We start from the raw sequence: 25,762 nt of genomic DNA, 5'->3' as shown, positions 1-25,762 counted from the left end.
TGAACTAATTTAAATTATGCGCATCCTACTGATGCGCATTTCTTTTTCTGATAATATCGCGTGAATAGATTTTTATTTTGAAGCCAATGCTTCATATCCGGAGAGCACTTAAATTATGATGGATCGATTACGCGAAGGCGTGAATAGCATCGCGGTAAAAATTATCCTTGGGTTGATTATCCTGTCATTCGTATTCGCAGGTGTAGGCAGCTACATCACCGGTGGCGGTAACAACGCAGCAGCTAAAGTTGGCAATACAGAAATCGGTCGTGGTGAGTTCGAACAAGCTTACCAAAACGAACGTAATCGCATGCAATCTCAACTTGGCGATTACTTCGCTCAAATGCTTGCAGACCCTGCGTACGTAGAGTCTTTCCGTAAATCAGTACTTGATCGCATGATCAACGACGTTCTACTTGAGCAGCAAGCAGAGTCTCTAGGCCTACGAATCAGCGATTCTCAAATCCGTACAATGATTCTAGAAATGCCTCAGTTCCAAACTGCGGGTCAATTCGACCAAGAAGTTTACCAAGCAGCACTACGCCGTGCAGGTTTCAGCGCAGAAAGCTTCGCTGAATACATGCGTCGTGACCTAATGCGCAACCAGCTTGTGACAGCACTTCAAGGCAGTGAATTCGTTCTTCAAGGCGAAATCGACACACAAAGCAAGCTAATCGCTCAAACTCGTGACATTCGCACAGTGACTCTTTCTGTTGCTGACCTTGCTAAAGACGTTGAGCTAACTGATGAGCAGATCGAACAGTACTACACTGAAAACCCTCTAGCGTACACTCGTCCAGAGCAAGCTAAAGTGTCTTACATTGAACTTTCTGCTGAAGCACTTAAGTCACAGCTAGAAGTGAGCGACGAAGAAGCACAAAAATACTACCAAGAACACTTAGACAAGTACTCAACGGCAGAGCAACGTAAAGTGAGCCACATTCTTGTTGAAGGCGACGACGAAGCAAAAGCTCAGTCAATCCTAGACGAGCTAAATGCAGGCGCTGACTTTGCTACGTTAGCAGAAGAGAAATCTGACGACTTCGGCAGTGCAGATGTTGGCGGTGACTTAGGTTGGATCGAACGTGATGTGATGGACCCAGCTTTCGAAGACGCAGCTTTCGCTCTTCAGAATGTTGGTGATACAACTGGCCTAGTTAAGTCTGACTTCGGTTACCACATCATCAAGCTAGACGAACTAAAAGCGCCTGAATCTCAGCCATACGCAGAAGTAGCGGCAGAGATTAAGCAAGAACTTCTAGACCAACACGCAGTAGACCAGTTCTACGAAATGCAAACTGAGCTAGAAAAAGTAGCGTTTGAATTCCCAGACTCGCTAGACGATTCTGCAGAAGCTATCAATGCTAAGATCACAACAACTGATTTCATCTCTCAAGCTGATGCTCCAGAAGTTCTGATGACGCCTGCAGTTATGCAAGCTATCTTGAGCCCTGAAGTGAAAGAAGATGGCCTAAACTCTGAAGTTATCGAAGTGGCTCCTGAGCACGTCATTGTTGTACGTGTTGAAGAGACTCGTGACGAGACGGTTCTTCCTCTTGAAGAAGTGAAAGATCAAGTTGTGGCTGCGCTGTCTGCTGTAAAAGCGGAAGAGCAAGCTGTTGAGCTAGGTGTTTCTCTAGTCAACGAGCTTAAAGCTGGTAACGAAGCAGTACTAGCGGACAACAACCTTGAGTTCACAGAACTTGAGACGATTGACCGCAACTCTCCACTAGCGGCTTCTGTATTTGCTCTAGCTAAGCCAGAAGAAGGCCAAGTGGTATTCGGTCAATCTAAAGACCAAGAAGGCAACATCGTTGTTGTAGAGCTGTCTAAAGTAACAGCTGAAATCAACCCAGCTTACAGCACTCAAATTAGTGCTCAGTTGGAGCGTGTTGGTAACCAGCAAGATCTAACTAACGTATTAAACGTACTACGCAAAAACGCAGACGTTGAATACTACGTAGTCGGTCAAGGTCAGTAATCATCAATTGTCTTGCTAGTTATCCACAAATCATATTTGTGAGCCAACAAGCAAGCTGATGAAAATAAGATGTATAACAAAGCGGGTCACTTAGGTGACCCGCTTTATTTTTATCTGGCGATTATGTTATCTCTTGCTGCAAACGCATAAGTTACCTTTTTTCACAAAGGAATGGATTATGCGCACTTTATATTCAACACTACTTCTTTCACTTCTGATGTTTTTAAGCCCTACAGCACTCGCAGACAGCCCAACTAAGGCCGAACTTTATGATGGCATTGAGGTTACGGTAAACATTAATACCGCGACCGCAGAAGAGCTATCAGCGTTACTGGTAGGTGTGGGTGATAAGAAAGCCAAAGATATTGTCGACTATAGAACTGAGAACGGAGCGTTTGCTAGTGCTGACGACTTGGTGAGTGTCAAAGGGATTGGTGAAGCAACGGTTGAGAAGAATCGCGAAAGAATACAGCTTTAGTTTGTTTTTTTGCTCATTACCAATGAAATGATAGCTAGGAAGCCGCCTGCCAGTGCACCTGCTAGGTGGGCTTCAATAGCCACTCTCGCGTTAATTAGCTCACCAGTCGTGCTGGAAGGGCCTACAAATTGCTCCCAAGCGATTTTAGCGACTAATCCTGATACCAACAGCCAACTAGATTTCCTGCCGTTTAAAGCCTCTCTGAGCGCGAATAAGCCAAACAATCCATGCAGTGTTCCCGATAAGCCTACATAAATCTGAATGCTTGAAAGCAACAAAGCCAATCCAGTGATTAAACTGATCATAGCTAACGCAGAGATAAGTTGTTTTCGTGTGGGTTGAAACAGATAACTGATGATCCACAAGCCTGCTAGATTCATTAGCAGATGTGAGTAGTTGGTATGTGAAAAGTTTCCTGTTAGGATCCGCCACCATTGTCCATCGACAATCGCACTTTTATCCCAAACGACCCAAGCCTGCACTGGCTCTAGTTGGAATATGACGCATAAAAGTGAAGTGAAAATTAAAACAGGGTACACATTACATCCATGTCTCGTTATTGCCCCCAATGCAACAAGGCGTTGAAAGCTTGTATTTGTCAGTGGGTTACACCACTAGAGTCGAACGTTGAGCTTATCATTCTTCAGCACCCATCAGAAGAGCATCGTCCGATGGGAACCGCGCGTATCCTCTCGTTATCTTTAAAAAATAGTGTGACGATCGTCGGTGAAGATTTTTCAGATAATGAGCAACTGAATGCCATGCTGGCTGATACGCAATATCAGCACGTGATTTTGTACCCGAGTGAACACTCTGCGCCAGTTGAATCTGTAACACGGCCTAATAAAAAGCTACGTGTGATTTTATTGGATGGGACGTGGAAGAAAGCATTCAAGATGTGGCAAGTGTCGAGTAACTTGCATGCGTTGAACACGGTCCACTTACCAAAAGATCTCAAGGGTAATTACCGAATCCGTAAAGCGCCAAGTGAAAATAGCTTGTCGACTGTAGAAGCTGGGTACCATTTACTGAGCTTGTTAGAAGATGGCCGAGATTTCAGTCCGCTGCTAACGGCATTTGACCAAATGATTCAGTTTCAAATCAATCAAATGCCGCCGGGCGTATTTGAGAAAAACTACTTAGCGTAATCTCATTAATACTTGTCTAAGTTCGCTGAGTCTAAGTACTGCGAGTAAGTCTAGAACTCTGTATGTGCTGAAAACAACTGTTGGTGCATCTTCTGAGCCAGGTCATCGGTCATTGATGAGATGTAATCGGCGATCACGCGCATCTTTCTGGATGCATCTTGATGTTGTAGCCATTGCTTCTTGATGGGCAGTGGCAACAGGCGTTCAGGATCGGCGCTGAAGGCTTCAAACATATCCATGATGATCTGCTGGCCTTTGTACTCAATAACTTGAACCTGCGGCACTTGAATCACGAATTCGCTGACGAAGTGTTTCAGCTTGTCGAGGGTAGCATCCATGCTTGGCTCCAATACGGCATTGTAGGCAAGCAGTGCGTTCTCAAAACTTTCATCAACAGGCTTAATCGAGATACTCGTCAGCAGCGCGTTAACAATCCCACCAATGGCATCTTTTCTGCGGTACTGCTCGCCAGAAAACAACATCTCTGTGATCGAATCTAGGTGTTCACAGATCCACGGGTCCGCCATCTCTTTTAACTGCGGATAAGCCGATTCAACCCACTGCGCTTTAGTCACTGAACCAAGCACAATCGCATCTTCCAGATCATGTACGCCATAAGCGATGTCGTCGGCAAGCTCCATGATGGAACAGTCGAGTGACTTATACTTAGTCTTGTTATGTTCTAGTGGCTCTGTGTGCGACTTTCTTTTCTGTTTGAGAAGCTGTTGGTCGTTCGCTGAGAGTGGTTCAAGTACCCAGTTGAATAACTCTTCGTCATGATCGTAGATACCTTTCGCGGGCATCCAGTCTTTGGCACGAAGTTGTCGCTGGTGCTTAACGGGTTCTGGTTGTTCTTTTGCCTTCACTTCACTGAGTAGTGAAGGGTACTTGATTAGCCCTAACAGGGTACGTCGAGACAGGTTCATCCCGTGGTGCTCTGTGTAAGGTTCTAGCTGGGTGACAATGCGAAAGGTTTGCGCATTGCCTTCAAAGCCGCCGTGTTCGCGCATCATATAGTTGAGTGCAACTTCACCGCCATGCCCGTATGGCGGGTGGCCGATATCGTGAGCCAAACATAAAGAATCAATTAGGCTATCTGAAGGCAGAAGGTCTCGAAACTCAGGTTGCTTTTTCTTCAGTTGAGCAACGATACCTGTGCCAAGCTGCGCTGCTTCTAGCGAATGAGTTAAGCGCGTGCGGTGAAAGTCATTAACCGTGGTGCCGTGCACTTGAGTTTTAGCTTGTAGGCGACGGAAAGCGGCAGAGTGAAGTACGCGTGCTCGGTCTCGCTGATAGGGGCTGCGGTGATCATCACGTCTTATTTTGTGTTCATCGTCATTTCGATGTTGCCACTCTTGTTCGAGTACAAAAGAGGATTCGAGTTGAGAATTCAAAATATCACCTATCAAATTGATTTTATTTAATTACAAGCAACTTATACCTGGCTAGCTTATCTCGTCTAGTGATAATTCAAAGCTTGGGGCAAAGGTGGTGAGAAAGTAGTCCATTTCCGGGCTTTTTCGCTGTTCGAGAGTCTCTTCTAGCCGACGTTTGGCTTGTTCATACTCATGGTTGCCAGCGCTGAGCTCTTCTAAACATTTTAGATACGCACAGATAGTATCGGCTTGTTTTACGATGTTCTGCTCTTCTTTACTGGCAGTGCCGGAGATTAAGAAGGGGGCGAAATCATCTTGAAACTCTTCTGGCAGCATCGAAAGTAGCCTTTGCTCTGCAGCTGCTTCTATCTTCTTATACTCTTGAGCAATATCTGGGTTGTAGTATTTGACGGGTGTAGGCAGATCACCAGTCAGTACTTCACTGGTGTCATGATACATCCCGATTAGGGCAATGTGTTCTGGGTTGAGTTTGCCATCAAACTTTTTGTTTTTGATAAGCGCCAAGGCATGGGCGACGAAAGCGACCTGTAGGCTGTGTTCTGAAATGTTCTCGCTTGAGACGGAGCGCATCAGAGGCCAGCGTTGGATAAGCTTCATGCGTGCGAGATGGGCGAAGAAATGGCTCTGTTTCATAAATGTCCTATCTAGAGAGTGCTCCACTCGTACTTTTTGTTTGCCACAAACTGCACGAGACAGCGGATACAAAAAAGGCTCCTAAACTGGAGCCTTTTAAGCATAGAAGTGAATGAATACAAGTTAAAGTCTTTTAAAACAGCAAATTGTAGCCATCTTTCTTGTGCTCATTAACCTTCGATGAGGTCGTCTTGATTGTAAGTCTGCAAGAAGCGCTCTAGGCGACCAATTGCCACTTCAAGGTCTTCAATATGTGGCAAAGTCACAATACGGAAGTGGTCAGGCTTAGGCCAGTTGAAGCCAGTACCTTGTACTAACAGTACTTTTTCTTGCTTAAGGAAATCGAGTACGAACTTCTGATCGTCTTTAATGTTGTACATCTCGGTGTCGATCTTCGGGAACAGGTACATCGCGCCCTTTGGCTTCACACAAGACACGCCAGGGATCTTGTTAATCAGTTCCCATGCTCGGTCACGTTGCTCAAGCAGGCGGCCGCCTGGCAGAATCAGTTCATTGATACTCTGATAGCCACCCAATGCCGTTTGGATAGCGTGCTGCATTGGTACGTTGGCACACAAACGCATAGAGGCAAGCATTTCTAAACCTTCAACATAACCTTTGGCTAAGTGTTTAGGGCCCGTTAGGAACATCCAACCACCACGGAAACCACAAACACGGTAAGCTTTAGATAGGCCGTTGAACGTTACCATCAGTACGTCTTCAGCCAGCGTTGCAACAGAGGTATGCACAGCACCGTCGTAAAGGACTTTGTCGTAAATCTCATCAGCGAAGATGATTAGGCCGTGTTCACGTGCAATCTCGACAACTTGCAGTAGGAAATCACGGCTGTAAACCGCACCTGTAGGGTTGTTCGGGTTGATAAGAACGATGCCGCGAGTCTTCGGTGAGATCTTTGCGCGCATATCATCCAGATCTGGGTACCAGTCTGCATCTTCATCACACATGTAGTGAACCGGAGTACCACCAGAAAGTGCAACAGACGCTGTCCATAGTGGGTAGTCTGGAGCGGGAACTAAGATTTCATCACCATTATCCAGTAGCGCTTGCATAGACATAACGATAAGCTCTGAAGCACCGTTACCAATGTAAACGTCTTCTACGTCAAGATTGCGTAGGCCTTTTTTCTGGTAGTGTTGAACAACCGCTTTACGGGCTGAATAGATACCTTTTGAGTCACAGTAACCTTGAGATGTCGGCAGGTTACGGATTACGTCAACAAGGATTTCATCAGGGGCGTCAAAACCAAATGGGGCGGGGTTACCAATATTAAGCTTTAGTATTTTATGCCCTTCTTCTTCCATGCGCTTAGCATGTTTGAGTACAGGCCCCCTGATTTCGTAGCATACGCTGTTGAGTTTTGACGACATCCCGATATTTTGCATTGCCGATTTCCTGAAATTAATTTAAATACTTTATTAAAGTACCGCAAAATGGCGTTTGATAGAATAAAAATCTGATGAATGTCGCATTTCAGTGTCACGTTTGGTCTTTTTGTTGTCACCCTTTTCTAAGTTTTAATTCATCGCTTTTATGGTTATTGTCTAAAATGATAGAGGGGCTCGCTTAAAGTCACAGGAATGTTGAAAAGATATCGGACATTCTTGATCTAAGTGGGTGCTACCCATAAAGTATCAAACTAATATAATAAGAATTTAGATGTGAACGAGGTCGATTTGTCACATTTCCAGCAAACTATCTCCGCTTTGATTGAGCGAGTACAAAATGCCCAAGCAAGCGAAGTTCGTTGTGTTGAAGTTCTCACGCAAAAACCATCGTTTGCATTTATCGAATGGCTTCATGCTCAACCGCTTTTTCCTAAGTTCTACTGGCAGTCACGCGACACTCGTGAAGAGGTGGTTGCGCTTGGTCAGTTACACACATTTTCAGATCCAGCACCCGCGTATGCGATTCTAGGTGAAGACCAACGAATCTGGGGTGGACGTTCATTTGACGGGCACACTGAAAAAAATCGCCGCTGCATGGAATCTTTCTTCTTTCTACCTCAGATTGAATTGATCCGCTTTGACGACACTTGGTCGCTGGCGGTTAACTTGTCCCCTGATCGTGTTGTTTCTATTAATGCTTTGAATAAGCTATCCGTAGAAGCCGCGATATTGGCGCCTTTGTCTGCCCATATTGAACAGATAAACCACGTTCCAGAAAGAGAACAGTGGGGCGGGTTAGTTGAGAAAGTACTGAAAGGCATTAGCGACGAAGAGTACAAGAAAGTGGTTTTAGCGCGAAAAACCACGCTACAACTTGATGCACCTATTTGTGCGGCTCAACTCCTTAAGGCTAGTTACCTGCAAAACCACCATAGCTTTCACTTTATGTTGGTGTTGGATTCTAAACACAGTTTCATTGGTTCGACACCTGAGCGCTTATACAGCCGTCATGGCACCGAGCTTGATACCGAAGCGCTCGCTGGCACCATTGGTCGTGGCGAGAACGCTACCGAAGATATGGAGCTAGCAAATTGGCTTTCACAAGACACCAAGAACCTTAATGAAAACCAATATGTCGTCGACGACATCATTGAGCGTCTCACGCCTCATTCACAATCCGTGCACGTAGAGAAAGAAGCGCGCCTTGTTCGTTTGCGTAAGGTACAGCACCTAAAACGTAATATTCACGCGCAGCTTAATAACGGCGTTAATGGCGTTCAGTTACTTGCGGCTTTACAACCAACCGCAGCCGTAGCCGGTTTACCGCGCAAAGAAGCGATGGACTTCATTCTAGAACACGAACCGTTTGCGAGAGGCTGGTATGCCGGCTCTGTCGGTTATATCAGTCATCAACGAGCAGAATTCTGTGTGGCGATTCGAAGTGCATTGGTTGTAAACGATCAAGTACAACTGTTTGCGGGCGCGGGGATCGTACCAGGATCGGTGGCTGAACATGAGTGGCAAGAGTTGAACAAGAAGATGTCGACCTTGTTGAGCCTAATTTCAGATCACCCACCACTGGGTGTCGCATCATGAATCACGACCAAGCCGTATTAAATAGAGTTTGGTGTCACACGTTACTTGAAGAGCTTACACGCAGCGGTGTTGAACATGTTTGCATCGCACCGGGCTCTCGTTCAACACCATTAACACTCGAAGCCGAAGCTAACTCTAAGCTAACCTTACATACGCACTTTGATGAGCGCGGGCTTGGCTTTCTTGCTCTAGGCTTAGCTAAAGCGAGCAACAAGCCAGTTGCGGTGATTGTTACTTCCGGTACTGCCGTCGCTAACCTTCTACCAGCGACCGCTGAGTCTGGATTAACGCGAGAAAAGTTAATCTTGCTGACCTCTGATCGACCGATTGATTTAGTCGATTGTGGTGCAAACCAAGCGATTCAACAGCAGGGTATCTTTTCGTCTCACGTTGAAACGGCGCTTAACCTTCCAAGCCCTACGACACAAGTTTCTTTGAATTGGCTTTTGACATCGGTTGATACTGCACTGGCGAAACAACGCAGTGTCGGTGGGGCTATTCATATCAACTGTCCGTTCCCAGAACCTCTTTATTCCGCTAATAGCGCTGAGATGTATGCGGATTATACAAAGAGCGTGGCAGCTTGGAGAGCTTCAACCAGCCTTTACTCGAACACTTATTTGCCGAGCCATTTAAACGCTCAGCCTGTTTCAGCAAGTGATTATGTCGCTCGTAAAGGCGCGGTGATTATTGGTTCTATCGAGAATGAAGCTGCAATTAAAGCCAAGCAGTTTGCGTCAGCTTTGGGCTGGCCAGTTCTCTGTGACCCTCAATCGGGTGTCAGCAGTGACTGGAAACACTATGATTTATGGATGCAAAGTGACGCAGCCAAAGCACAGCTTAGCCAGTGTGACTTTATTATCCAGTTTGGTGAGCGCATCGTTTCTAAGCGTCTTAACCAATGGGTAAAAGGGCAAGCTGCTACATTTTGTTCATCGCAGTACATCGTTGTTTCACCAGATGCGCATCGTATTAATCAAGATCATCTGCCTCAAACTCACATCGTCGCTGATATCGAATATTGGTTATCAGAGCAGCATCTACCAACGCTGTTGGGAGAACATGCTGGTTGGGCGGCACCTTTGGCGGAAGTCGCGAACACAGTTCAACAATTGGCATTGGCACAAATCTCTAATAATGATCAACTTACAGAGTTGAGCGTCGCCGTTGACTTGTCGTCTAGACTTAAAGGCAGAGAGTTATTTGTGGGAAATAGCTTGATGGTAAGGCTGGTGGATATGTTGTCATCAATATCTGCGACTCAAGTTTATAGCAACCGTGGTGCATCGGGCATTGATGGCTTGGTGGCGACGGCTGCAGGCGTGATAAAAGCTAACCAAACCCCTTTGATGATGCTGATTGGTGATACCTCTTTGTTGTACGACCTCAATTCGCTAGCGCTGCTCACTCATAGCACAACGCCAATGGTTATTGTGGTCACCAATAATGATGGTGGGGCGATCTTTGATTTATTGCCGGTTCCTGAACAGCAAAAACAGTCGCTTTATCAGATGCCTCATGGCTTCAGCTTTGAACATGCCGCCGCGCAGTTCAAGCTCGATTATGCCGCGCCTGAAACTCTAAACTGTTATCAAACGCTCATCGAAAAACATTTCGAACAAGGTCAGGGTACCTTGCTCGTAGAAGTTAAGACGCCTCCCGAACAAGCGTCTACTTTGCTGAAGCAATTCAGCTCAATGCTCACTGAGGCATTAGCCTAAGGACTTTACATGCTTTACTCCAATTATTACCCAGCAGTACAAGAATCTTCTGAAAAACCTTTGCTTGTTTTTTTACATGGTTTACTCGGAAGCGGGGATGATTGGAGTGCATGTCACCCCTTCCTCGAGGATTTTCCTCGTCTTTGCATAGATTTGCCCGGACACGGACAAAGCCGTTTTATCGACCCGGTAGGCTTTGAACACTGCTGCACCAAGATCGTTCAGTGCATCACTTCTCAGTTGGAGGAGAACGATCTTCCTGCAGATTATCCTATCGTGGTGATTGGCTACTCAATGGGAGGAAGGCTCGCTATGTATGGGGTGACAAGCCCTTGCTTTGAAACACTCAACCTTGAAAAAGTCATCATCGAAGGTGGTAACTTTGGCTTGGAGTGTGACGAAGAAAGAGCACAAAGGTTAGTACATGATACGCAATGGGCCGTTCGCTTCGCGCAGCAGTCGATTGAAGATGTTTTAGACGATTGGTATCAACAAAGCGTCTTTTCTTCACTAAATCATGAGCAAAGACAAACTTTGGTCATAAAGCGTAGTGGTAACCTTGGAGTATCCGTAGCAAATATGTTGTTATCTACTTCGTTAGCGAAGCAACCTGATTTACGTGCTACATTAAAATCTCATGAGCATCTTTTGCACTATGTATGTGGTGAAAAAGATCGTAAATTCATGGAGCTAGCTGAGAATAGTGGCTTTGAATATAGTCAGGTTGATTACGCTGGTCATAATGTTCATTTTGAACAACCAGAGATGTTTTCAAACTTGATTATCCAATGTATCGCCAGTCGTTGATGAACTGACTGAGCGTGTCTCTCGTATCAAGCGCTATGACAAGCAGAGCAACACCGTCGCGACTCTACACTAGTCGCGCTCTCTAATAGAACAATGGGAATCACCATGGCTAAAACAGTAGGCATCACAGAAGAAGAACTTTACGCAGCCGTTAACTGGCGCGATGAAAGCAGTCAATATGAAGATATTCAATACCACAAGTCTGAAGACGGTATTGCGAAAATCACGATTGCTCGCCCTCAAGTACACAATGCGTTCCGTCCACAAACCGTAAATGAGATGATTAATGCTCTGGCTGACGCTCGTTACGACGAGAAAGTTGGCGTAATCATTTTGACTGGTCTTGGTGAGAAGGCGTTCTGTTCTGGTGGTGACCAAAGTATTCGTGGTGACTACGGCGGCTATCAAGATGATTCAGGTACACACCACCTGAACGTACTTGATTTCCAACGTCAAATTCGTACTTGTCCTAAGCCAGTAATCGCAGCGGTATCGGGTTGGGCAGTCGGTGGCGGTCATGTACTTCACATGATGGCAGACCTTACTATTGCCGCTGAAAATGCCCAGTTCGGTCAGACGGGTCCTAAAGTGGGTTCATTCGATGGCGGTTGGGGTGCTTCTTACATGGCTCGCATTGTTGGCCAGAAGAAAGCGCGTGAAATCTGGTTCCTATGTCGTTTCTACGATGCTCAAGAAGCACTGGACATGGGCCTTGTAAACACCGTTGTTCCTGTCGCTGACCTAGAAAAAGAGACAGTTCGTTGGTGCCGTGAAGTGCTTCAACACAGCCCGATGGCACTGCGTTGCTTGAAAGCGGCTCTGAATGCCGACTGTGATGGTCAAGCCGGTCTACAAGAATTGGCTGGTAACGCAACCATGATGTTCTACATGACAGAGGAAGGCCAAGAAGGCCGCAACGCATTCAACGAGAAACGTCGACCAGACTTCGACAAGTTCCCGCGTAATCCATAGTATTTCTCCTCTTCAAAATGAGTCGCTAATAGCGGCTCGTTTTGTTTTGATGTTCCCCGTTTTTTAGGAAACTTTATGAACTCAGTGAATTCTCAGCGTCACGCTAAACTTTACCGTTATCAATTACCTATGGATAGTGGCGTGGTTCTTCGTGACAATAAGTTGAACGAACGCGTTGGCTATATCATCCAACTTGAGTGTGATGGTAAAACTGGTCTTGGCGAAGTTGCGCCTTTGCCCGGTTTTAGCCAAGAAGATGCCGAACAAGCTGGCATTCAGCTTCAACACGAATTAGAGCTTTGGAGCCACAATAAACCTCAAACGCCTTTCGACGAGCTGTATCCTTCTGTCGCGTTTGGCTTTTCAATGGCGATGATGGAATTGCGAGGCGATCTTAACGCTCAAGGTAACTACCAAGCGGCGCCTTTGTGTACAGGCGATCCAGATGAACTGATCCCTGTATTGAATGAGATGGTAGGCGAGAAGGTCGCGAAAGTGAAAGTCGGCCTCTACGAAGCGATCCGTGATGGCATGCTGGTTAGCTTATTTCTTGAGTCGATCCCTGATTTAACGCTAAGACTTGATGCCAACCGCGCGTGGAAGCCAGAGAAAGCGAAGCAGTTCATTAAGTACATTTCGCCGTCACTGCGTCAGCGTATTAGCTTTATTGAAGAACCTTGCCAAAAGCCAGAAGACAGCTTGGCCTTTGCCATCGACCACGGCGTAGCAATTGCTTGGGACGAGACACTGCAAGAAGCGGTGCGTAACCCTGAGTTTGATTTAAGTGACTTAACTGGCGTTAAGGCTGTGGTAATTAAGCCAACCTTAATCGGCTCGGTAGAGCGCTGTGTGGCAATCATTGAACGTGCACAACAACTTGGCATTAAGCCTGTTTTAAGCTCAAGTATTGAGTCGAGCCTTGGCTTAACTCAGATTGCGCGATTGGCACAGCAGTACTTGCCTAATGAAGTGCCGGGGCTTGATACGATTGGTTTGTATCAACAACAGCTAGAATTGCCATGGCCAGGTTGCCAACTTCCTGTTGCGACGCTTGAACAGCAGCAGCTGATTTGGTCTTCATAAGCCGATTGTTCGGTTGACTCAATCAGTTTTCAATCTTTAACTTGGTTATCTTATGATGCGCCTACAATCTAATCATCACCCGCTCTGGGTACAGTGGGCGCAGCACAACCCACATCAAACAGCATTCGTCACACCCAACCGTGCTTACACTTGGCTGCAAGTTGTGGCGTTAGTGAGTGATTACCAACAACAGCTATCAGAACAAGGTCTCTCAGAAGGAGATGTGTTGACTATTGTTGGTAAGAACCAAGCCGAAGTGATCCCCGTTTATCTCGCGGCACTTAATTTAGGTGTACTTTGTGCGTTCACCATGCCCCAACCTTCAGCTCGCTTAACGCAAAAGCTTGAATCGCTTTATAGGCCGTCGGATAGACGTTACTTATGGCTGTTAGAGAGCAGTGGTTTAAATCAACCAGACCTTGCTGAACCAAACACTCAGTTACTTACATTGCCTTGTTTGAGTGATTTGAATGTTAATAAAAAACTGAATGTTGATGACAAACCAGCAGCAACGTCAGAACTTTCCTGTTTCAGTCCTCAAAACCTCGCGAGTATCGTATTTACTTCAGGTTCTACCGGAAACCCTAAAGCGGTGGCTCACACACTTGAGCAGCACCTGTATTCAGCTGCCGGGTTACTGGACGCCTTCCAATTTAAAGACAGTGATACTTGGCTGCTGAGTTTGCCTATGTACCATGTGTCAGGGCTGGCGATTGTTCATCGTTGGCTAGTTTCTGGTGGCTGTATAAAAATGGGTATTGGTCAGCTTGAATCCGATATCAAGGGCTGTAGTCATGCTTCGTTGGTCGCTACTCAGCTACATAGGCTATTAAAGAGTAAGCAAGCACTTACTTTAACTCATGTGCTGTTAGGTGGCAGCCATATTCCAGAAGCGCTTGGCCTTGAAGCTCAGCAAATGGGGATTGAGACTTGGCTTGGTTATGGCATGACGGAAGCGGCCTCAACGGTGACAGCAAAGCTTGTTGATGCGAGCAGCACTGCCGGTTTTGTGCTTAATCATCGCCAATTGAAAATAGAAAACCAACGTATCTATATTGGAGGTAATACCCTCGCTTCTGGTTACTACTATCAAGGTACTTTAACCCCTTTAGTGGATGAGAATGGCTGGTTTGATAGTAAAGATCTTGGTCAATGGCATGGCGAGCAAGTGTCGATTATTGGCAGAGCCGATAATCAGTTTATTTCTGGCGGTGAGAATATTCACTGTGAAGAAATTGAGAGGGCACTTGGTCAACTTCCTGAGGTTAAGCAAGCCTTTATTATACCCGTTGAAGACAGTGAATTTGGCTTTAGACCCGTTGCGATTATTGACTGTGATGAAATGCCAACCAAAGTGTGGTTTGCCGAACAGCTACAAGGAAGCCTAGAGCGATTTAAGTTCCCTATCGACTACTACCGCATGCCAGAGCAAGAACAATTAGGCATCAAGGTATCGAGAGCGGGATTGGCGCAGTGGTTACAAGAGGTTCGTTCTAAATAAAACGAAGCGCAATACACGGTGACTAGTCGTAATTGCGCTTCAGGGGGGTGTGATGGTGGTGAAGCCATCACAAATTCTTATTGTTTTATCTTGTCATCAAAAGGTGCCGTGTTAAGCGAGAGCCTTTTTCATTTGTTCTGCGACCTTATCCACTTTTCCTAAGCCAATGATAACTTGCAGTCCACCTTTACCCACCGGAACCACACCTGCTGCTCCTAGTTTCTTCAGTTTGTCACTGTCGGCGATTGAAGAGTCTTTTACCGTTAGGCGTAGGCGAGTGATGCAGTTGTCAACTTCAAGGATGTTGTCTGCACCGCCAATCGCTTCAATGTAGTTGTTAGTTAGGTTCACGAGTGCTTCAGGAGATGCAGTCTCGCCTTCAGCTTCCATCTCTTCACCACGACCTGGAGTACGTAGGTTGAATTTGATGATAGCGAAGCGGAAGATGCAGTAGTACAGCGCGAAGAACACAACACCTTGCACCAATAGCATGTACCAGTTCACTGCTAGTGGGTTTTGGCTAGACAGTACCAGGTCAACAAATCCTGCTGAGAATCCGAAGCCTGCCATCCATTCCATGCTTGCCGCAATGTAAAGTGATAGACCTGTTAATACTGCGTGCAGTAGGAACAGTACAGGAGCAAGGAACATGAAGCTGAATTCTAGTGGCTCTGTGATACCCGTGAAGAATGAAGCCATAGCTGCCGCAAGCATGATAGCGAATACTTGGTTCTTATTTTTCGCATCAGAACAGTGATACATCGCCAATGCTGCTGCTGGTAGGCCAAACATCATGATAGGGAAGAAGCCCGCTTGGTACATGCCAGTTTTACCTGGAATACCCGTACCGTTAGCGATAGATTGCGCGCCGCCTAGGAAGTTTGGAATGTCGTTAATACCGACAACGTCGAACCAGAACACAGGGTAAAGAGCGTGGTGCATACCAACTGATAGGAACAAACGGTTGAAGAAACCAAACAGACCAGCACCGACTGCGCCCATGCTTTCTAGTTTAATACCCAGAACGATCAGAGCGTCGTAAACAGCTGGCCAGATGTAAAGAAGAGCAAATGAAAGCGCCATACCTGCAACCGAAGTTAGGATAGGAACTAAGCGTTTACCACTGAAGAATGCGAGAGCTTGAGGCAATTCAACGGTCGAGTAGCGGTTGTAGATCTCAGCTGAGATGATACCCACGATGATACCGACAAACTGGTTGCTGATTTTTCCAAAAGCCGCTGGCACTTCACTTGCCTCAACATTAAGCAACTGTGCAACTGAGCCTGGGTTTAGCAAAGTGGTTACGACAAGGAACATCACGAAACCAGATAGCGCCGCAGAGCCATTTTTGTCTCGGCTTAAGCCAAATGCAACACCGACTGCAAAGAGAACGGCCATATTATCAATGATCGCACCGCCAGATTTGATCAAGAATGCGGCCAAAATACTTTCCGAACCCCATCCAACAGGATCCAACCAGTAGCCAATACCCATAAGGATTGCTGCAGCTGGCAGTGTGGCTACGGGAACCATCAATGCCTTACCTACTTTTTGCATATACCCAAGTATATTCATACGTGCCCCTAAATTTTGAAATTAATTTTTTTAATGTTTCTGCTCACCACTATTTGCAACCAAATATTGATCAATGCAGTATTTTAAGTAACTGCGGCTATTAGAAACTTATTTCTTAATGCAAACAAACGAAACGGGTAGTACCATGAATTAAAATTTTTAATGCATGAGCGCTTATGGCAAACCATCAGTCTTTACTTAGAAATCTTCATACCTTTAATGTTGCTGCAGAGAAAATGAGCTTTACGCTGGCTGCTAAAAAGCTTCATTTAACACAAGGAGCGGTGAGTCATCGCATTAAGGTGTTAGAAGGTGAGCTTGGCTTTAACTTGTTTGTACGAGGCACACGTAAGCTTGAGTTGACCGAAGAAGGTCAGCGATTTCAACGAACTTTGTCTAAGTCGTTAAGCTCGATTTTTGGTGAGATTGAAGACATTACTAACACCGATCTCTATGGGCAGATCAATATTGGTACTAGCCCAGCGTTTGCTAATAGCTGGTTGCTGCCTAGGCTCGCAGACTTTAAGAAAAGATACCCTAAGTTTAATCTCAATATCTTCTCGCAAGAGGAACAAGACTTTCACCAAAATCACCTTGATATAGCGATCTATTACGGTGCGGAAGATCTTAAAGACATGCACCGACAACGCCTTTTTGGTGAAAAGTACATTCCGGTTTGTACGCCGAGTTATGCCGCAGAACACAAGATCTTTGATGATGGTTTGGATTCGCTTCATAGGATTAACTTTATTCATGCATTAGGCTCCGACGTTTGGCAGCGCTGGATTAAGCACAATAATTTGGATGTGAATCTGTTCGAGCAGTTTTATTGTGTGAGTCACCGAGATATGGGCGTTAAGAGTGCTTTGTTCAATATTGGCGTTGCGATGGGGCGTTATCACTTCGTGAAGCAATACATTGAGACGGGAGAGCTGATTACGCCTTACCCAAGTATGGAGACAGATAAAGGCTATGATCTTATCTGCCCGCTCGGTACCGAAAAGCGGCCTAAAGTCAGAACCTTTATCAAGTGGTTAGAAGGTCAGTTGAACTAGGTTAGTTAATTTAGCAATTAGATAGTTCAAAACAGAATTTATTATCTTTATAACCATCCATCATAATAAGCCATATAAATAACGGATTATAGAATAAGGTCTTATTATGAAAATTGCCCTCATCATTGCAGTGCTACTGCAGATAGGCCAAGCTATCACATCGTCGGGGTTGACGCGTTCGTTAGCTGAACTTACTGCATTTGTGTTAGTTGTGGTATTGGTTTTGATGAAAAGAGAGAGCAAGAAGAGTGATAAGCCCCTGTTTGAATAGCGATTTGGTTAAAAGGTTTCAAAAACGATAAAGGCAAAGCCCATATGAGCTTTGCCTTTTTGTTTCGATATTCGAGCTTCGTTATTTTGTTAGAGATTTAGCTCCGTAGGGTTTATGCGAGGGTCAACCACGCTAATGAACCTGTAGAAATCATCACCCACATCGTAATACCAAACATCAATGGCTTTGGTCCCGCCGCTTTCAGTTTCTCTACAGAGATCCCGCAGCCAATCAAGAATAGACACACAACTAATGCACGCTTAGACACGTCAAAGATGCCTTGGTATACCACTTCAAACTGTGGCAATAAGTCGCTGACTGCGATAGCTGCGCAGTAGAAGAAAATGAAGTAAGGCACGGTAATCTTCTTTTGATCACTCTTGAAGATCATTGCGCTGACCAACGCGATTGGGATGATCCACAGTGCACGAGCGAGCTTAAGTGTTGTTGCGGTAGTCAGTGCTTCTTCACCATATGCAGAGGCAGCACCAACAACTGAAGAAGTATCGTGAATTGCGATCGCTGCCCAGGTACCGAACGTTTGTTGGCTCAATTCAAGTGCATGACCAATCATCGGGAATAAGAACAGTGCTACAGAGTTCAATACAAAGACGGTAGCCAAAGCTAAACCAATCTGTTCGTCTTCTGCTTTGATTGCCGGAGCGACCGCTGCAATCGCGCTACCACCACAAATGGCGGTACCAGAAGAAATCAGGTAACCCGTAGTACGGTCCAGCCCCATGCGTTTTGCTAAGAACCAGCCAATAACCAGCGTGCCGATAATTGTGGTAATGATCAAACCAATACCGTCACCAGTCACCGCTAGTGCTTTCTCAAACTGAATGCCAAAGCCCAAGCCGACAATTGAGTAGGCCAGTAGTTTCTTAGTCAGTTTGCCGACTTCTACGTTTTCTGGCACTAAACCTAAGCTCGCAAGCAGGAAACCGATAACCAGCGCAGTAGGGGAGCTTACCCATGGGGTTAAGCAAAATAGAGCAGCAAGATAAAATGGAATGGATTTATTCATTTTCATTATATTATTTTTATCGTTTCTGGTTATGGCAGCGTAGCGAAGACTATACGCTTAACTTGATGATAAGTAAGTCTAAATGAATTGAACAAACGTTAAGAAAAACTAAACGTCTGTTCAGGAGGGACATTTGGACTTATTTTAAGCTAATTATCTTTGAGAGCCACGTAGATCAGCAACAGCCTGATGCAGAGTTTCACAAGATGCATCGGCCGGTGAAATTGGCTCACCTGTTTCGATCTCTAGCTTTGTCCAGAAACGAGTTGGCAACCCTTTGCATGCTCGGCCTTTATAGCGACTGAAGTAGCTGCCCCATAACCCTTTGAGAGCCATTGGAATGACTGGTACGGGAGAACGTCGGATAATCAGCTCCATACCACGCATGAATTCTGCAACCTCGCCATCTGAGGTGAGTTTACCTTCCGGGAAGATACACACGATATGACCTTCATGCAGTGCTTGTTCAACCTCGTTGAAAGCGTTGCGAATCGAGCGGCGGTTGGTGGATGAGATAGGAATCACTCCAGCTCTTTTCAAGAAGCGTCTTAATGGCGGAAGCTTGGCATAGTCTTCTTCCATGACAAAACGAATCAGGCGAGGGCATACCGCGCTGAGTAGCAGTGCATCCATATAGCTGACGTGGTTACAAACAATCAACGCTCCACCGTTTTCAGGTAGGTTATGCAGATTCTTGTGCTTAACACGGTACATGGTATGCGTGACGACCCAAGTGAAGAAGCGGAAGGCGTAAATGGGTACCTGATAGAACAGGTAAAGCATCACGAAGGTATTCAACAGAGCCAGTAGTACAAACAGCTGTGGAATGGACAATTCAAGCACGCTTAAGCATACGATGCCCATCACAGCGCTACCTACCATGAACAGCGAGTTGTAGATATTTAGCCCTGCAATCACTTGAGCACGCTCGTCTGGTTTCGCGCGTAGCTGCATCAGTGAATAAAGCGGCACAATAAAGATACCACCAGAGATACCAAGTAGCAGTAGATAAGCAAACAGCGGCCATAGCTTGGAGTAAGTCACAAATTGCTGGAAAGAGCTAAACTCGGGCAAAGACTCAGGGGTGGATGTCGCCATCAGCAAGCCAAAAATTGAAATTCCTAAACTGCCCATTGGCACAATGCCGATCTCAATTCGGTGATTGGAAAGCTTGTCACAGGCTAGAGAGCCAATGGCAATGCCTACAGAGAATAGCGCCAGCAAAAAGGCAACAGAGCTCTCAGTGCCATTCAAATGCAGCTTAGTGAAGTTTGGGAATTGGGTTAAGTAGGTCGCGCCAAGGAACCAAAACCAGCTGATAGACATTAAAGCCTGGAAGGTTGGTCGGTCTTTTTTTGCAATCGCGAGTGTTGCTTTGGTCAGCTTGATTGGCTGCCATTTCACTTTAAGATCCGGCGCATTGCTTGGTGCTTCAGGAATAAAGCAGCTTGATACGTAGCCAAGCACAGCAAATGACACAATACAAATTGCTGCAACCAGCTTAGCGCTCTCTTCCGATGCAATAATACCGGCACCCAAAGTACCAATCAGAATGGCTAGAAATGTGCCTGTCTCAACTAATGCGTTACCTGAAACGAGTTCTTTTGTTTCTAGTTGCTGAGGGAGTAGCGCGTATTTTACCGGTCCAAAGAAGGCACTCTGCGTTCCCATTAGAAACAGAAGTAGAAGTAAAATCCCGTAGCTTTCGTAGATAAAACCAATCGCACCCAGCGACATGATCACCACTTCAAGCAGCTTCACTTTACGGATAAACCAAGATTTTTCGTATTTGTCTGCAAGTACACCAGCCAAAGCAGAGAACAGGAAGAAGGGCAGAATAAATAGGCCAGCCGCCAAATTTATGAATAGGTTGCTGGAGATAGGTAGTGTGTCTACGCTTGCGAAAGCAACAAACAGCAACAGAACATTTTTGAATATGTTGTCGTTAAAGGCTCCCAGAAACTGGGTAATAAAGTAGGGTAGGAACCTTTTTTGCGTTAACAGCGAAGATTGGCTGCTGTTGTTCATTGTCTTTCCTTGAATGCTTACCAGTTGGTTAAGTAGTTTGAGACTAGGTTATTAATCAACTCTTTACCATCGATAGGCTCAGATGCGAAAAACTTATCGTCAACACTCAGAAGTGTAATTCCGTGCACGCCAGACCATAATACACGGCTCGCTTTAACGACTTCGCTTTCCGTATGTTCAGGTGCAATTGCGATTAACAATTGCTCTAGCATGCCAGTCATCTTATCGATACGGTTGGATTGCCATTCAGGTAGGTTTTCACCGTGCATGTTGTGCTCAAAGATAAGCTGCCAACGGTGTGGGTGCTTTTGCGCAAAGTCGTGGTAGCAGTATGCAAGATTAAATAATGCTTGCTGTGCATTGCTTGATTGTTCAACGGCAGCTGCAGATTCAGCCGCGAGCTCATCCAGGGTTTTAGCTACAACATGAAGAAGCAAAAGATTGTAGTTACCGAACACATTTACCAGGGTACTCGGTACATAACCAATCATGTTCGCGATTTTTCGTAGGCTCAACTCGTGATAGGAGTGCTGCTCTAAAAAGTCTGTCACTGTATTTAAAGTCAGCTGGATCAATTGTTCTCGAGTGTGGTCGTTTCTGCGTGCCATGAGTAGTTTCTAGTAAATGAACATCGTTCAATATTTTAATGCTGCCCCTGAGTGCCGTCAATCCCTTCGCTAGTTTAGTAATTAACTAATCGCCGCAATATTATGAAACATGTGTAAACACAGTGAATATTTCATTGTGCTTTGTTAACGAGTATGATTAAGGTGTCGAAAGATAAAGAAACCTATAAAGGATAATAATGAAACGATTTTTCTCACTAGTCGCGATTCTGATGGTATCAGTCGCGGTGACACCAATCGCGGAAGCGAAAAAGTTTGGTGGTGGTAAGTCTTTTGGTAAGAGTTTCAAAACGGCTCCTGCACCCAAACAGCAACAACAGAACACGAATTCAATCCGACAAGATCAAGCCGGTAAGAACACAGCGGCTAACTCTAGCAAGAAAGGCCTTATGGGCGGTCTGCTAGGCGGTTTACTTGCAGGTGGTCTACTAGCAGCATTCTTCGGTGGCGCATTTGAAGGTATCCAGTTCATGGATATTCTGATTATGGGTCTGATTGCTTTCCTAGCGTTTAAGTTCCTACGTGGCATGCTTGGCGCGAAGCAGGGTTCTATGAACCAGCAGAATGCACGAGGCCAACAGCCAGCATTCGGCGGTATGGGACAAAACAAGTTTGAACAACCAACGCAACAGCCAAATGTTCATAACTTCGAGCAAGCACAACCTCAATCACAAGGCACTGCTGGTGGCTTTGGTTTTGGTGCGCAAAGTGATGTTCCACATAACTACCCACCGGGTTTTGATCAAGCGGCATTCATCAACGGCTCTCGTGAGCACTACCGTACACTGCAAGGTGCATGGAACCACAACGAGCTAAGCACGATTGAAGAATACGTGTCTCCAAGCCTTTTCGAAGACCTAAAAGCTGAGCGTAGCAAGCTAGACGGTGATCAGCACACAGATGTAATGTACGTTGATGCTGAAATCGTTCGTGCAGACCATGACGGCAGCAAAGCACAGCTAAGCCTACAGTTTAGCGGTCGCTACCGTGATTCTGCGGAAGGTATCGAAGAAGACATCACTGATATCTGGCACTTAGAGCGTGACCTAACAACCGACAACGCACCTTGGTTGATTGTTGGTATTCAAGGTTAATTCCACGACTTAGTTAAACATCAATATGTGTAGTTAATCGGAATAACACCTAATAATTGAAAGCCCCTACAGAGAGATCTGCAGGGGCTTTTGTGTTTTTAGGATAACCAGTAAGTAATGTCTGGGTCCTTAGAACAATGAGTGCCATGGTTTTGCTAGAGATGATTCAAATTTGAGAGGCAGTACTTTGAAAGCGGACATTTGTCCTCAATGCTTTGTACCATTGCTTCTTATGATTGCGCCAACAAAACAAATAAGGAAACATTATGACTGCACATATTGCTGGCACTGCTGAGGATTTCGCATCTACGGTAATTATGCCGGGTGATCCACTACGAGCGAAATACATTGCTGAAACCTACTTAGAAGACGCAAAGCTTGTGACTGATATTCGTAACATGCTTGGATATACAGGCTATTACAAAGGGCAACGTATCTCAGTAATGGGTCATGGCATGGGTGTACCTTCAATGGTTCTCTATGGTCATGAACTGATTAATGACTTTGGTGTGAAGCGCATTATTCGTATCGGTAGTGTTGGGGCAACGCAGAAAAATGTGATGATGCGTGATGTGATTTTGGCACAAGCCGCCGGTACAGACTCTCCAACGAATGCCAAGCGCAGCAGTGGCTATCACATGGCGACCTCGGCAACGTTTGAGCTTTTACATAATGCTTACCTTTCAGCAAAAGAGAAGAATATAGACGTAAAAGTTGGCAACGTGTTCACTGGCGACCTTTATTACGATCCTGATGAAGACCTCATTCCTGCGCTGGAGCGTTTTGGGGTGCTTGGTATCGATATGGAAGTTGCAGGCTTATACGGGCTAGCGCAACAATTTGGTATTGAGTCATTAGCGATCCTGACGGTATCTGATCATTGTATCACGGGTGAGGAGACGACAGCAGAAGAGCGTCAGCTTTCATTCAACAACATGATTGAAATTGCTTTAGAAACGGCAATCAAAGCTTAAGCCTGTGTGGAGGGCTTAAAGTTAAGCTCTCCCAAATTAAAACATCTAACCTACGAGCCCTTGGAGTGAACAATGAAAAATAAAATGACACTCACTGCTATCAGTTTCCTCGCTAATTTCGTTATGGCGGGCTTTGCGACACAATTTGGTATGTTGGTCGAGCCAATAGCCAATGCATTTAACGCGAATGTAAATGAAGTAGCATCAATATTTTCTTTATTAAATGGTGGAGCACTAGCCGGTACAATTGCGGCTTTCTTCTTAATTGAAAAAGTCGGTATTAAACGTATGACGGTACTGTGCTACGGGATTATCGCACTGTCCTCATTAGGCCTTTACATAGCACCTTTGTTATCGATTGTGATGCTATGTATGGCTATCATTGGTTTTTGTGGCGGTGTTGGTCTGTGTATCGCTGGTACTATTGTCGTTTCACTATGGAAAGACAAAATTCAGAGCACAATGTTAGTAGTACAAGACGCGACATTTAACATTGCAGGTGTTGTATTCCCAATGATCACCACTTACGCACTTACTAATGCAATGAATTGGAGCATCAGTTACTTAAGTGTTGGCGTGGTTGCATTGGTAACAATGTTTATCGCTTTGCTGACTAACTTCAATCAATGTGGTGATGAAAGCACAGCACAAACTGAATCAAAGTCTGAATGGAACTTCGGCATTATTAGTGGTGGTATCGGATTATTTTTAGGAATGCTTGCCCTTTATACCTTCTTAACTTGGGCTCCAATGTTTGTGAAAGAGAAGTTCGATATTCCATTTGAACAAGCGGGTAGCATTATTACTCAGTATTGGTCAGCAGCGTTGGTTGGTGCTTTAGTTTCGACTGTCATTGTGTCGCGTATGAAGATTCAGTCTTTCTTATTGACGATCATTACACTTGCAATGGTAATAACGAGTGTCATCGTTACGACAAACAAACTAGAATGGCTCTCTTACCTGACTTATGGTTACGGATTTGCTTGTGCCGCACTTTATAATGCTTTCATTGCTTATGGTGTGTCATTTGTTCGCAATGCATCAAGTAAGAATGTTTCTTATATATTGGTTAGTGGCAGTGCTGGTGCAATGTTTAGTCCTGCGATTAGCTCTATGATGGAAAGTATTGTTGGCTTACAAACGGTTATGTATGCCATCCCTGCTATCTATGCTGTTGTGTTGGTGATGCTTATTGCATCTTCAAAGTACAAAGCAAGCCAAGCCAATCAAGCTCAAACTGCATAAATAGTTACCGTTTTAAGTGACCCCGAAAAGGTCTGCATTTGCGCAGGCCTTTATTGTTCCGCAAACTTTCTGAGTCCTTCTAGATCAAGAATCCTTAAGCCTTTCTTTTCTTTCGCAATAAAACCTTTGCTCTCAAGCTCTTTCACTGCGCGGCGGTAGACTCTATCTGTCGTAGCAAAACGTTCTGCTTCAAGGTAATTTTTTTGAAAGCCATCGACGGGTAAGTCATTCAAATATTGATGATAAATGTCGTAGGCAACATTGTAAGTGATCGGATACAGAAGACGCCTTGTTAGGATCTCGACGGTGTCTTGATAGTCAATAGCGATAGCACTGGCGAAATAAAGAGAGAGCTTAGGTTGCTCTAACAAATATTTCTTTAGTTTTTGTGCATCAATGATAGATACGCTCACAGGCTCGATGGGCATAATATCCATCTGGCAGCGGTATCCGGTAAAGAACTCCATCTCTCCGAAAACTTGTTGCTCACACTCGAGAGTACCTAGCAAAAATGTTTTACCGTTTCGAGCCGTCATCCCCATAGAAACCCTTCCTGAATCGACAAGGTATAGGTTCTCTACATGCTCTCCTTGAGTTAATAACTTCTCATTTTCCTCAAATATTCTGCTCGTACAAATACAATCACGAATGGTTTGTTCGATTAGTTGCTTGTCTTCGGTCCACTCAGTTTCGAAGCGACCTTTTCCTAGGGTTTGTAGCTGCATATTTGGTTTTAATTCAGTTGTTGAGATAAGTTTCTTAACTTGGATGATAGATTATCAAGAGCGTTGAGCGAGAAAGGTAACAGGTACAGTGAAAATATTATACACAGAAACGAAAAAAGCCAACTCAATGAGTTGGCTTTTCGATTTTCCAATTAAGGAGAATATGGTGGAGGGAGACGGATTCGAACCATCGAAGGCAGTGCCGGCAGATTTACAGTCTGCTCCCTTTGGCCACTCGGGAACCCCTCCAGGCTGTGTCTTACTCTTCACAAAGTAAGCCTAAATTGATGTTTTCCCATAAGCCCATCAACTAGATTGTTCTCTTAACTCTCAAAAGAGGTAAGAAGAATATGGTGGAGGGAGACGGATTCGAACCATCGAAGGCAGTGCCGGCAGATTTACAGTCTGCTCCCTTTGGC

At 45.1% G+C, this 25,762-nt stretch carries 23 protein-coding genes and 1 tRNA gene; 14 read left to right on the top strand and 10 right to left on the bottom strand.

Annotated elements, in window-relative coordinates; translation table 11 throughout:
* Window positions 1-115: 115 nt before the first annotated feature.
* Together ppiD and F0228_RS19450 are read left to right on the top strand one after the other, a co-directional pair.
* Entirely contained in the window at window positions 116-1,981 is a 1,866-nt protein-coding gene (gene ppiD, locus F0228_RS19455; protein ID WP_171762663.1) for a peptidylprolyl isomerase, read from the top strand.
* Between the two features lie 178 nt (window positions 1,982-2,159).
* Entirely contained in the window at window positions 2,160-2,459 is a 300-nt protein-coding gene (locus F0228_RS19450; RefSeq protein WP_171762662.1) for a helix-hairpin-helix domain-containing protein, read from the top strand.
* On the opposite strand, the gene rrtA is transcribed toward F0228_RS19450, so the two are convergent.
* The gene (rrtA, locus tag F0228_RS19445) at window positions 2,456-2,998 is read right to left on the bottom strand and encodes a rhombosortase (RefSeq protein ID WP_061033658.1); all 543 of its coding nucleotides are present in this window, start codon (window positions 2,996-2,998) and stop codon (window positions 2,456-2,458) included. The two genes, F0228_RS19450 and rrtA, sit on opposite strands and share 4 nt — an antisense overlap.
* Window positions 2,999-3,007: 9 nt before the next feature.
* On the opposite strand from rrtA, the gene F0228_RS19440 reads away from it, so the two are divergent.
* Window positions 3,008-3,607: a DTW domain-containing protein gene (locus F0228_RS19440; RefSeq protein ID WP_171762661.1), complete on the top strand. Its 600-nt coding sequence runs from the start codon at window positions 3,008-3,010 to the stop codon at window positions 3,605-3,607.
* Between the two features lie 50 nt (window positions 3,608-3,657).
* Here the strand turns inward: F0228_RS19440 and F0228_RS19435 are convergent, their stop codons facing one another.
* From F0228_RS19435 to F0228_RS19425, 3 genes are all read right to left on the bottom strand, one after another.
* Window positions 3,658-5,001 (bottom strand): anti-phage deoxyguanosine triphosphatase, encoded by a 1,344-nt coding sequence (locus F0228_RS19435; RefSeq protein WP_171762660.1) that lies wholly within the window; start codon window positions 4,999-5,001, stop codon window positions 3,658-3,660.
* 51 nt (window positions 5,002-5,052) lie between these two features.
* Entirely contained in the window at window positions 5,053-5,637 is a 585-nt protein-coding gene (gene yfbR / locus F0228_RS19430) for a 5'-deoxynucleotidase (RefSeq protein WP_004739934.1), read from the bottom strand.
* A 170-nt stretch (window positions 5,638-5,807) separates the two neighbouring features.
* Complete coding sequence (locus F0228_RS19425) at window positions 5,808-7,040, bottom strand: pyridoxal phosphate-dependent aminotransferase (RefSeq protein WP_004739935.1); 1,233 nt, start codon at window positions 7,038-7,040, stop codon at window positions 5,808-5,810.
* A gap of 291 nt (window positions 7,041-7,331) precedes the next feature.
* On the opposite strand from F0228_RS19425, the gene F0228_RS19420 reads away from it, so the two are divergent.
* The 6 genes from F0228_RS19420 (at window position 7,332) to menE (ending at window position 14,723) form a co-directional block, all read left to right on the top strand.
* Window positions 7,332-8,639: an isochorismate synthase MenF gene (locus F0228_RS19420; RefSeq protein ID WP_171762675.1), complete on the top strand. Its 1,308-nt coding sequence runs from the start codon at window positions 7,332-7,334 to the stop codon at window positions 8,637-8,639.
* Complete coding sequence (gene menD / locus F0228_RS19415) at window positions 8,636-10,360, top strand: 2-succinyl-5-enolpyruvyl-6-hydroxy-3-cyclohexene-1-carboxylic-acid synthase (protein WP_116870209.1); 1,725 nt, start codon at window positions 8,636-8,638, stop codon at window positions 10,358-10,360. Before F0228_RS19420 ends, menD begins: the two co-directional genes overlap by 4 nt.
* 9 nt (window positions 10,361-10,369) lie before the next feature.
* The gene (menH, locus tag F0228_RS19410; protein WP_171762659.1) at window positions 10,370-11,167 is read left to right on the top strand and encodes a 2-succinyl-6-hydroxy-2,4-cyclohexadiene-1-carboxylate synthase; all 798 of its coding nucleotides are present in this window, start codon (window positions 10,370-10,372) and stop codon (window positions 11,165-11,167) included.
* A gap of 105 nt (window positions 11,168-11,272) precedes the next feature.
* Window positions 11,273-12,139, top strand: a complete 867-nt coding sequence (gene menB / locus F0228_RS19405; protein ID WP_105059188.1) for a 1,4-dihydroxy-2-naphthoyl-CoA synthase — start codon at window positions 11,273-11,275, stop codon at window positions 12,137-12,139.
* Between the two features lie 75 nt (window positions 12,140-12,214).
* The gene (menC, locus tag F0228_RS19400; RefSeq protein WP_171762658.1) at window positions 12,215-13,222 is read left to right on the top strand and encodes an o-succinylbenzoate synthase; all 1,008 of its coding nucleotides are present in this window, start codon (window positions 12,215-12,217) and stop codon (window positions 13,220-13,222) included.
* Between the two features lie 52 nt (window positions 13,223-13,274).
* Window positions 13,275-14,723, top strand: coding sequence for an o-succinylbenzoate--CoA ligase (gene menE, locus F0228_RS19395; protein WP_171762657.1), 1,449 nt, complete (start codon window positions 13,275-13,277; stop codon window positions 14,721-14,723).
* Between the two features lie 111 nt (window positions 14,724-14,834).
* On the opposite strand, the gene nagE is transcribed toward menE, so the two are convergent.
* Window positions 14,835-16,280: an N-acetylglucosamine-specific PTS transporter subunit IIBC gene (gene nagE / locus F0228_RS19390; protein ID WP_171368420.1), complete on the bottom strand. Its 1,446-nt coding sequence runs from the start codon at window positions 16,278-16,280 to the stop codon at window positions 14,835-14,837.
* 194 nt (window positions 16,281-16,474) lie between these two features.
* On the opposite strand from nagE, the gene F0228_RS19385 reads away from it, so the two are divergent.
* Together F0228_RS19385 and F0228_RS19380 are read left to right on the top strand one after the other, a co-directional pair.
* Entirely contained in the window at window positions 16,475-17,353 is an 879-nt protein-coding gene (locus tag F0228_RS19385; protein WP_102423828.1) for a LysR substrate-binding domain-containing protein, read from the top strand.
* A 106-nt stretch (window positions 17,354-17,459) separates the two neighbouring features.
* On the top strand, window positions 17,460-17,624 hold the full coding sequence (locus F0228_RS19380) for a hypothetical protein (protein WP_008220662.1): 165 nt from the start codon (window positions 17,460-17,462) through the stop codon (window positions 17,622-17,624).
* A 112-nt stretch (window positions 17,625-17,736) separates the two neighbouring features.
* On the opposite strand, the gene F0228_RS19375 is transcribed toward F0228_RS19380, so the two are convergent.
* The 3 genes from F0228_RS19375 to F0228_RS19365 all read right to left on the bottom strand — a co-directional run bounded on the left by F0228_RS19375 (window position 17,737) and on the right by F0228_RS19365 (window position 21,287).
* A complete protein-coding gene (locus F0228_RS19375; RefSeq protein ID WP_061033648.1) occupies window positions 17,737-18,657 on the bottom strand; it encodes a putative sulfate exporter family transporter in 921 nt (306 codons plus the stop codon).
* A 147-nt stretch (window positions 18,658-18,804) separates the two neighbouring features.
* On the bottom strand, window positions 18,805-20,679 hold the full coding sequence (locus F0228_RS19370; RefSeq protein WP_171762656.1) for an MFS transporter: 1,875 nt from the start codon (window positions 20,677-20,679) through the stop codon (window positions 18,805-18,807).
* Between the two features lie 17 nt (window positions 20,680-20,696).
* Window positions 20,697-21,287: a TetR-like C-terminal domain-containing protein gene (locus F0228_RS19365; protein ID WP_171762655.1), complete on the bottom strand. Its 591-nt coding sequence runs from the start codon at window positions 21,285-21,287 to the stop codon at window positions 20,697-20,699.
* A 197-nt stretch (window positions 21,288-21,484) separates the two neighbouring features.
* On the opposite strand from F0228_RS19365, the gene F0228_RS19360 reads away from it, so the two are divergent.
* The 3 genes from F0228_RS19360 (at window position 21,485) to tsgA (ending at window position 24,618) form a co-directional block, all read left to right on the top strand.
* The gene (locus tag F0228_RS19360; protein ID WP_008220669.1) at window positions 21,485-22,399 is read left to right on the top strand and encodes a TIM44-like domain-containing protein; all 915 of its coding nucleotides are present in this window, start codon (window positions 21,485-21,487) and stop codon (window positions 22,397-22,399) included.
* Window positions 22,400-22,665: 266 nt separating this feature from the next.
* Entirely contained in the window at window positions 22,666-23,373 is a 708-nt protein-coding gene (deoD, locus tag F0228_RS19355; protein WP_061033645.1) for a purine-nucleoside phosphorylase, read from the top strand.
* A 72-nt stretch (window positions 23,374-23,445) separates the two neighbouring features.
* On the top strand, window positions 23,446-24,618 hold the full coding sequence (gene tsgA / locus F0228_RS19350; protein WP_171762654.1) for an MFS transporter TsgA: 1,173 nt from the start codon (window positions 23,446-23,448) through the stop codon (window positions 24,616-24,618).
* A gap of 50 nt (window positions 24,619-24,668) precedes the next feature.
* On the opposite strand, the gene F0228_RS19345 is transcribed toward tsgA, so the two are convergent.
* Both F0228_RS19345 and F0228_RS19340 read right to left on the bottom strand, forming a co-directional pair.
* Entirely contained in the window at window positions 24,669-25,343 is a 675-nt protein-coding gene (locus F0228_RS19345; RefSeq protein WP_061033643.1) for a Crp/Fnr family transcriptional regulator, read from the bottom strand.
* A 164-nt stretch (window positions 25,344-25,507) separates the two neighbouring features.
* Window positions 25,508-25,592: transfer RNA gene (locus F0228_RS19340), tRNA-Tyr, on the bottom strand.
* Window positions 25,593-25,762: the final 170 nt, after the last annotated feature.

Origin of the sequence: Vibrio sp. 99K-1, assembly GCF_013114585.1 — a bacterium.
Lineage (GTDB): Bacteria > Pseudomonadota > Gammaproteobacteria > Enterobacterales > Vibrionaceae > Vibrio > Vibrio chagasii_B.
The sequence above is the reverse complement of the archived record's forward strand: the minus strand, read 5'-3'. Positions and strand labels throughout refer to the sequence as shown.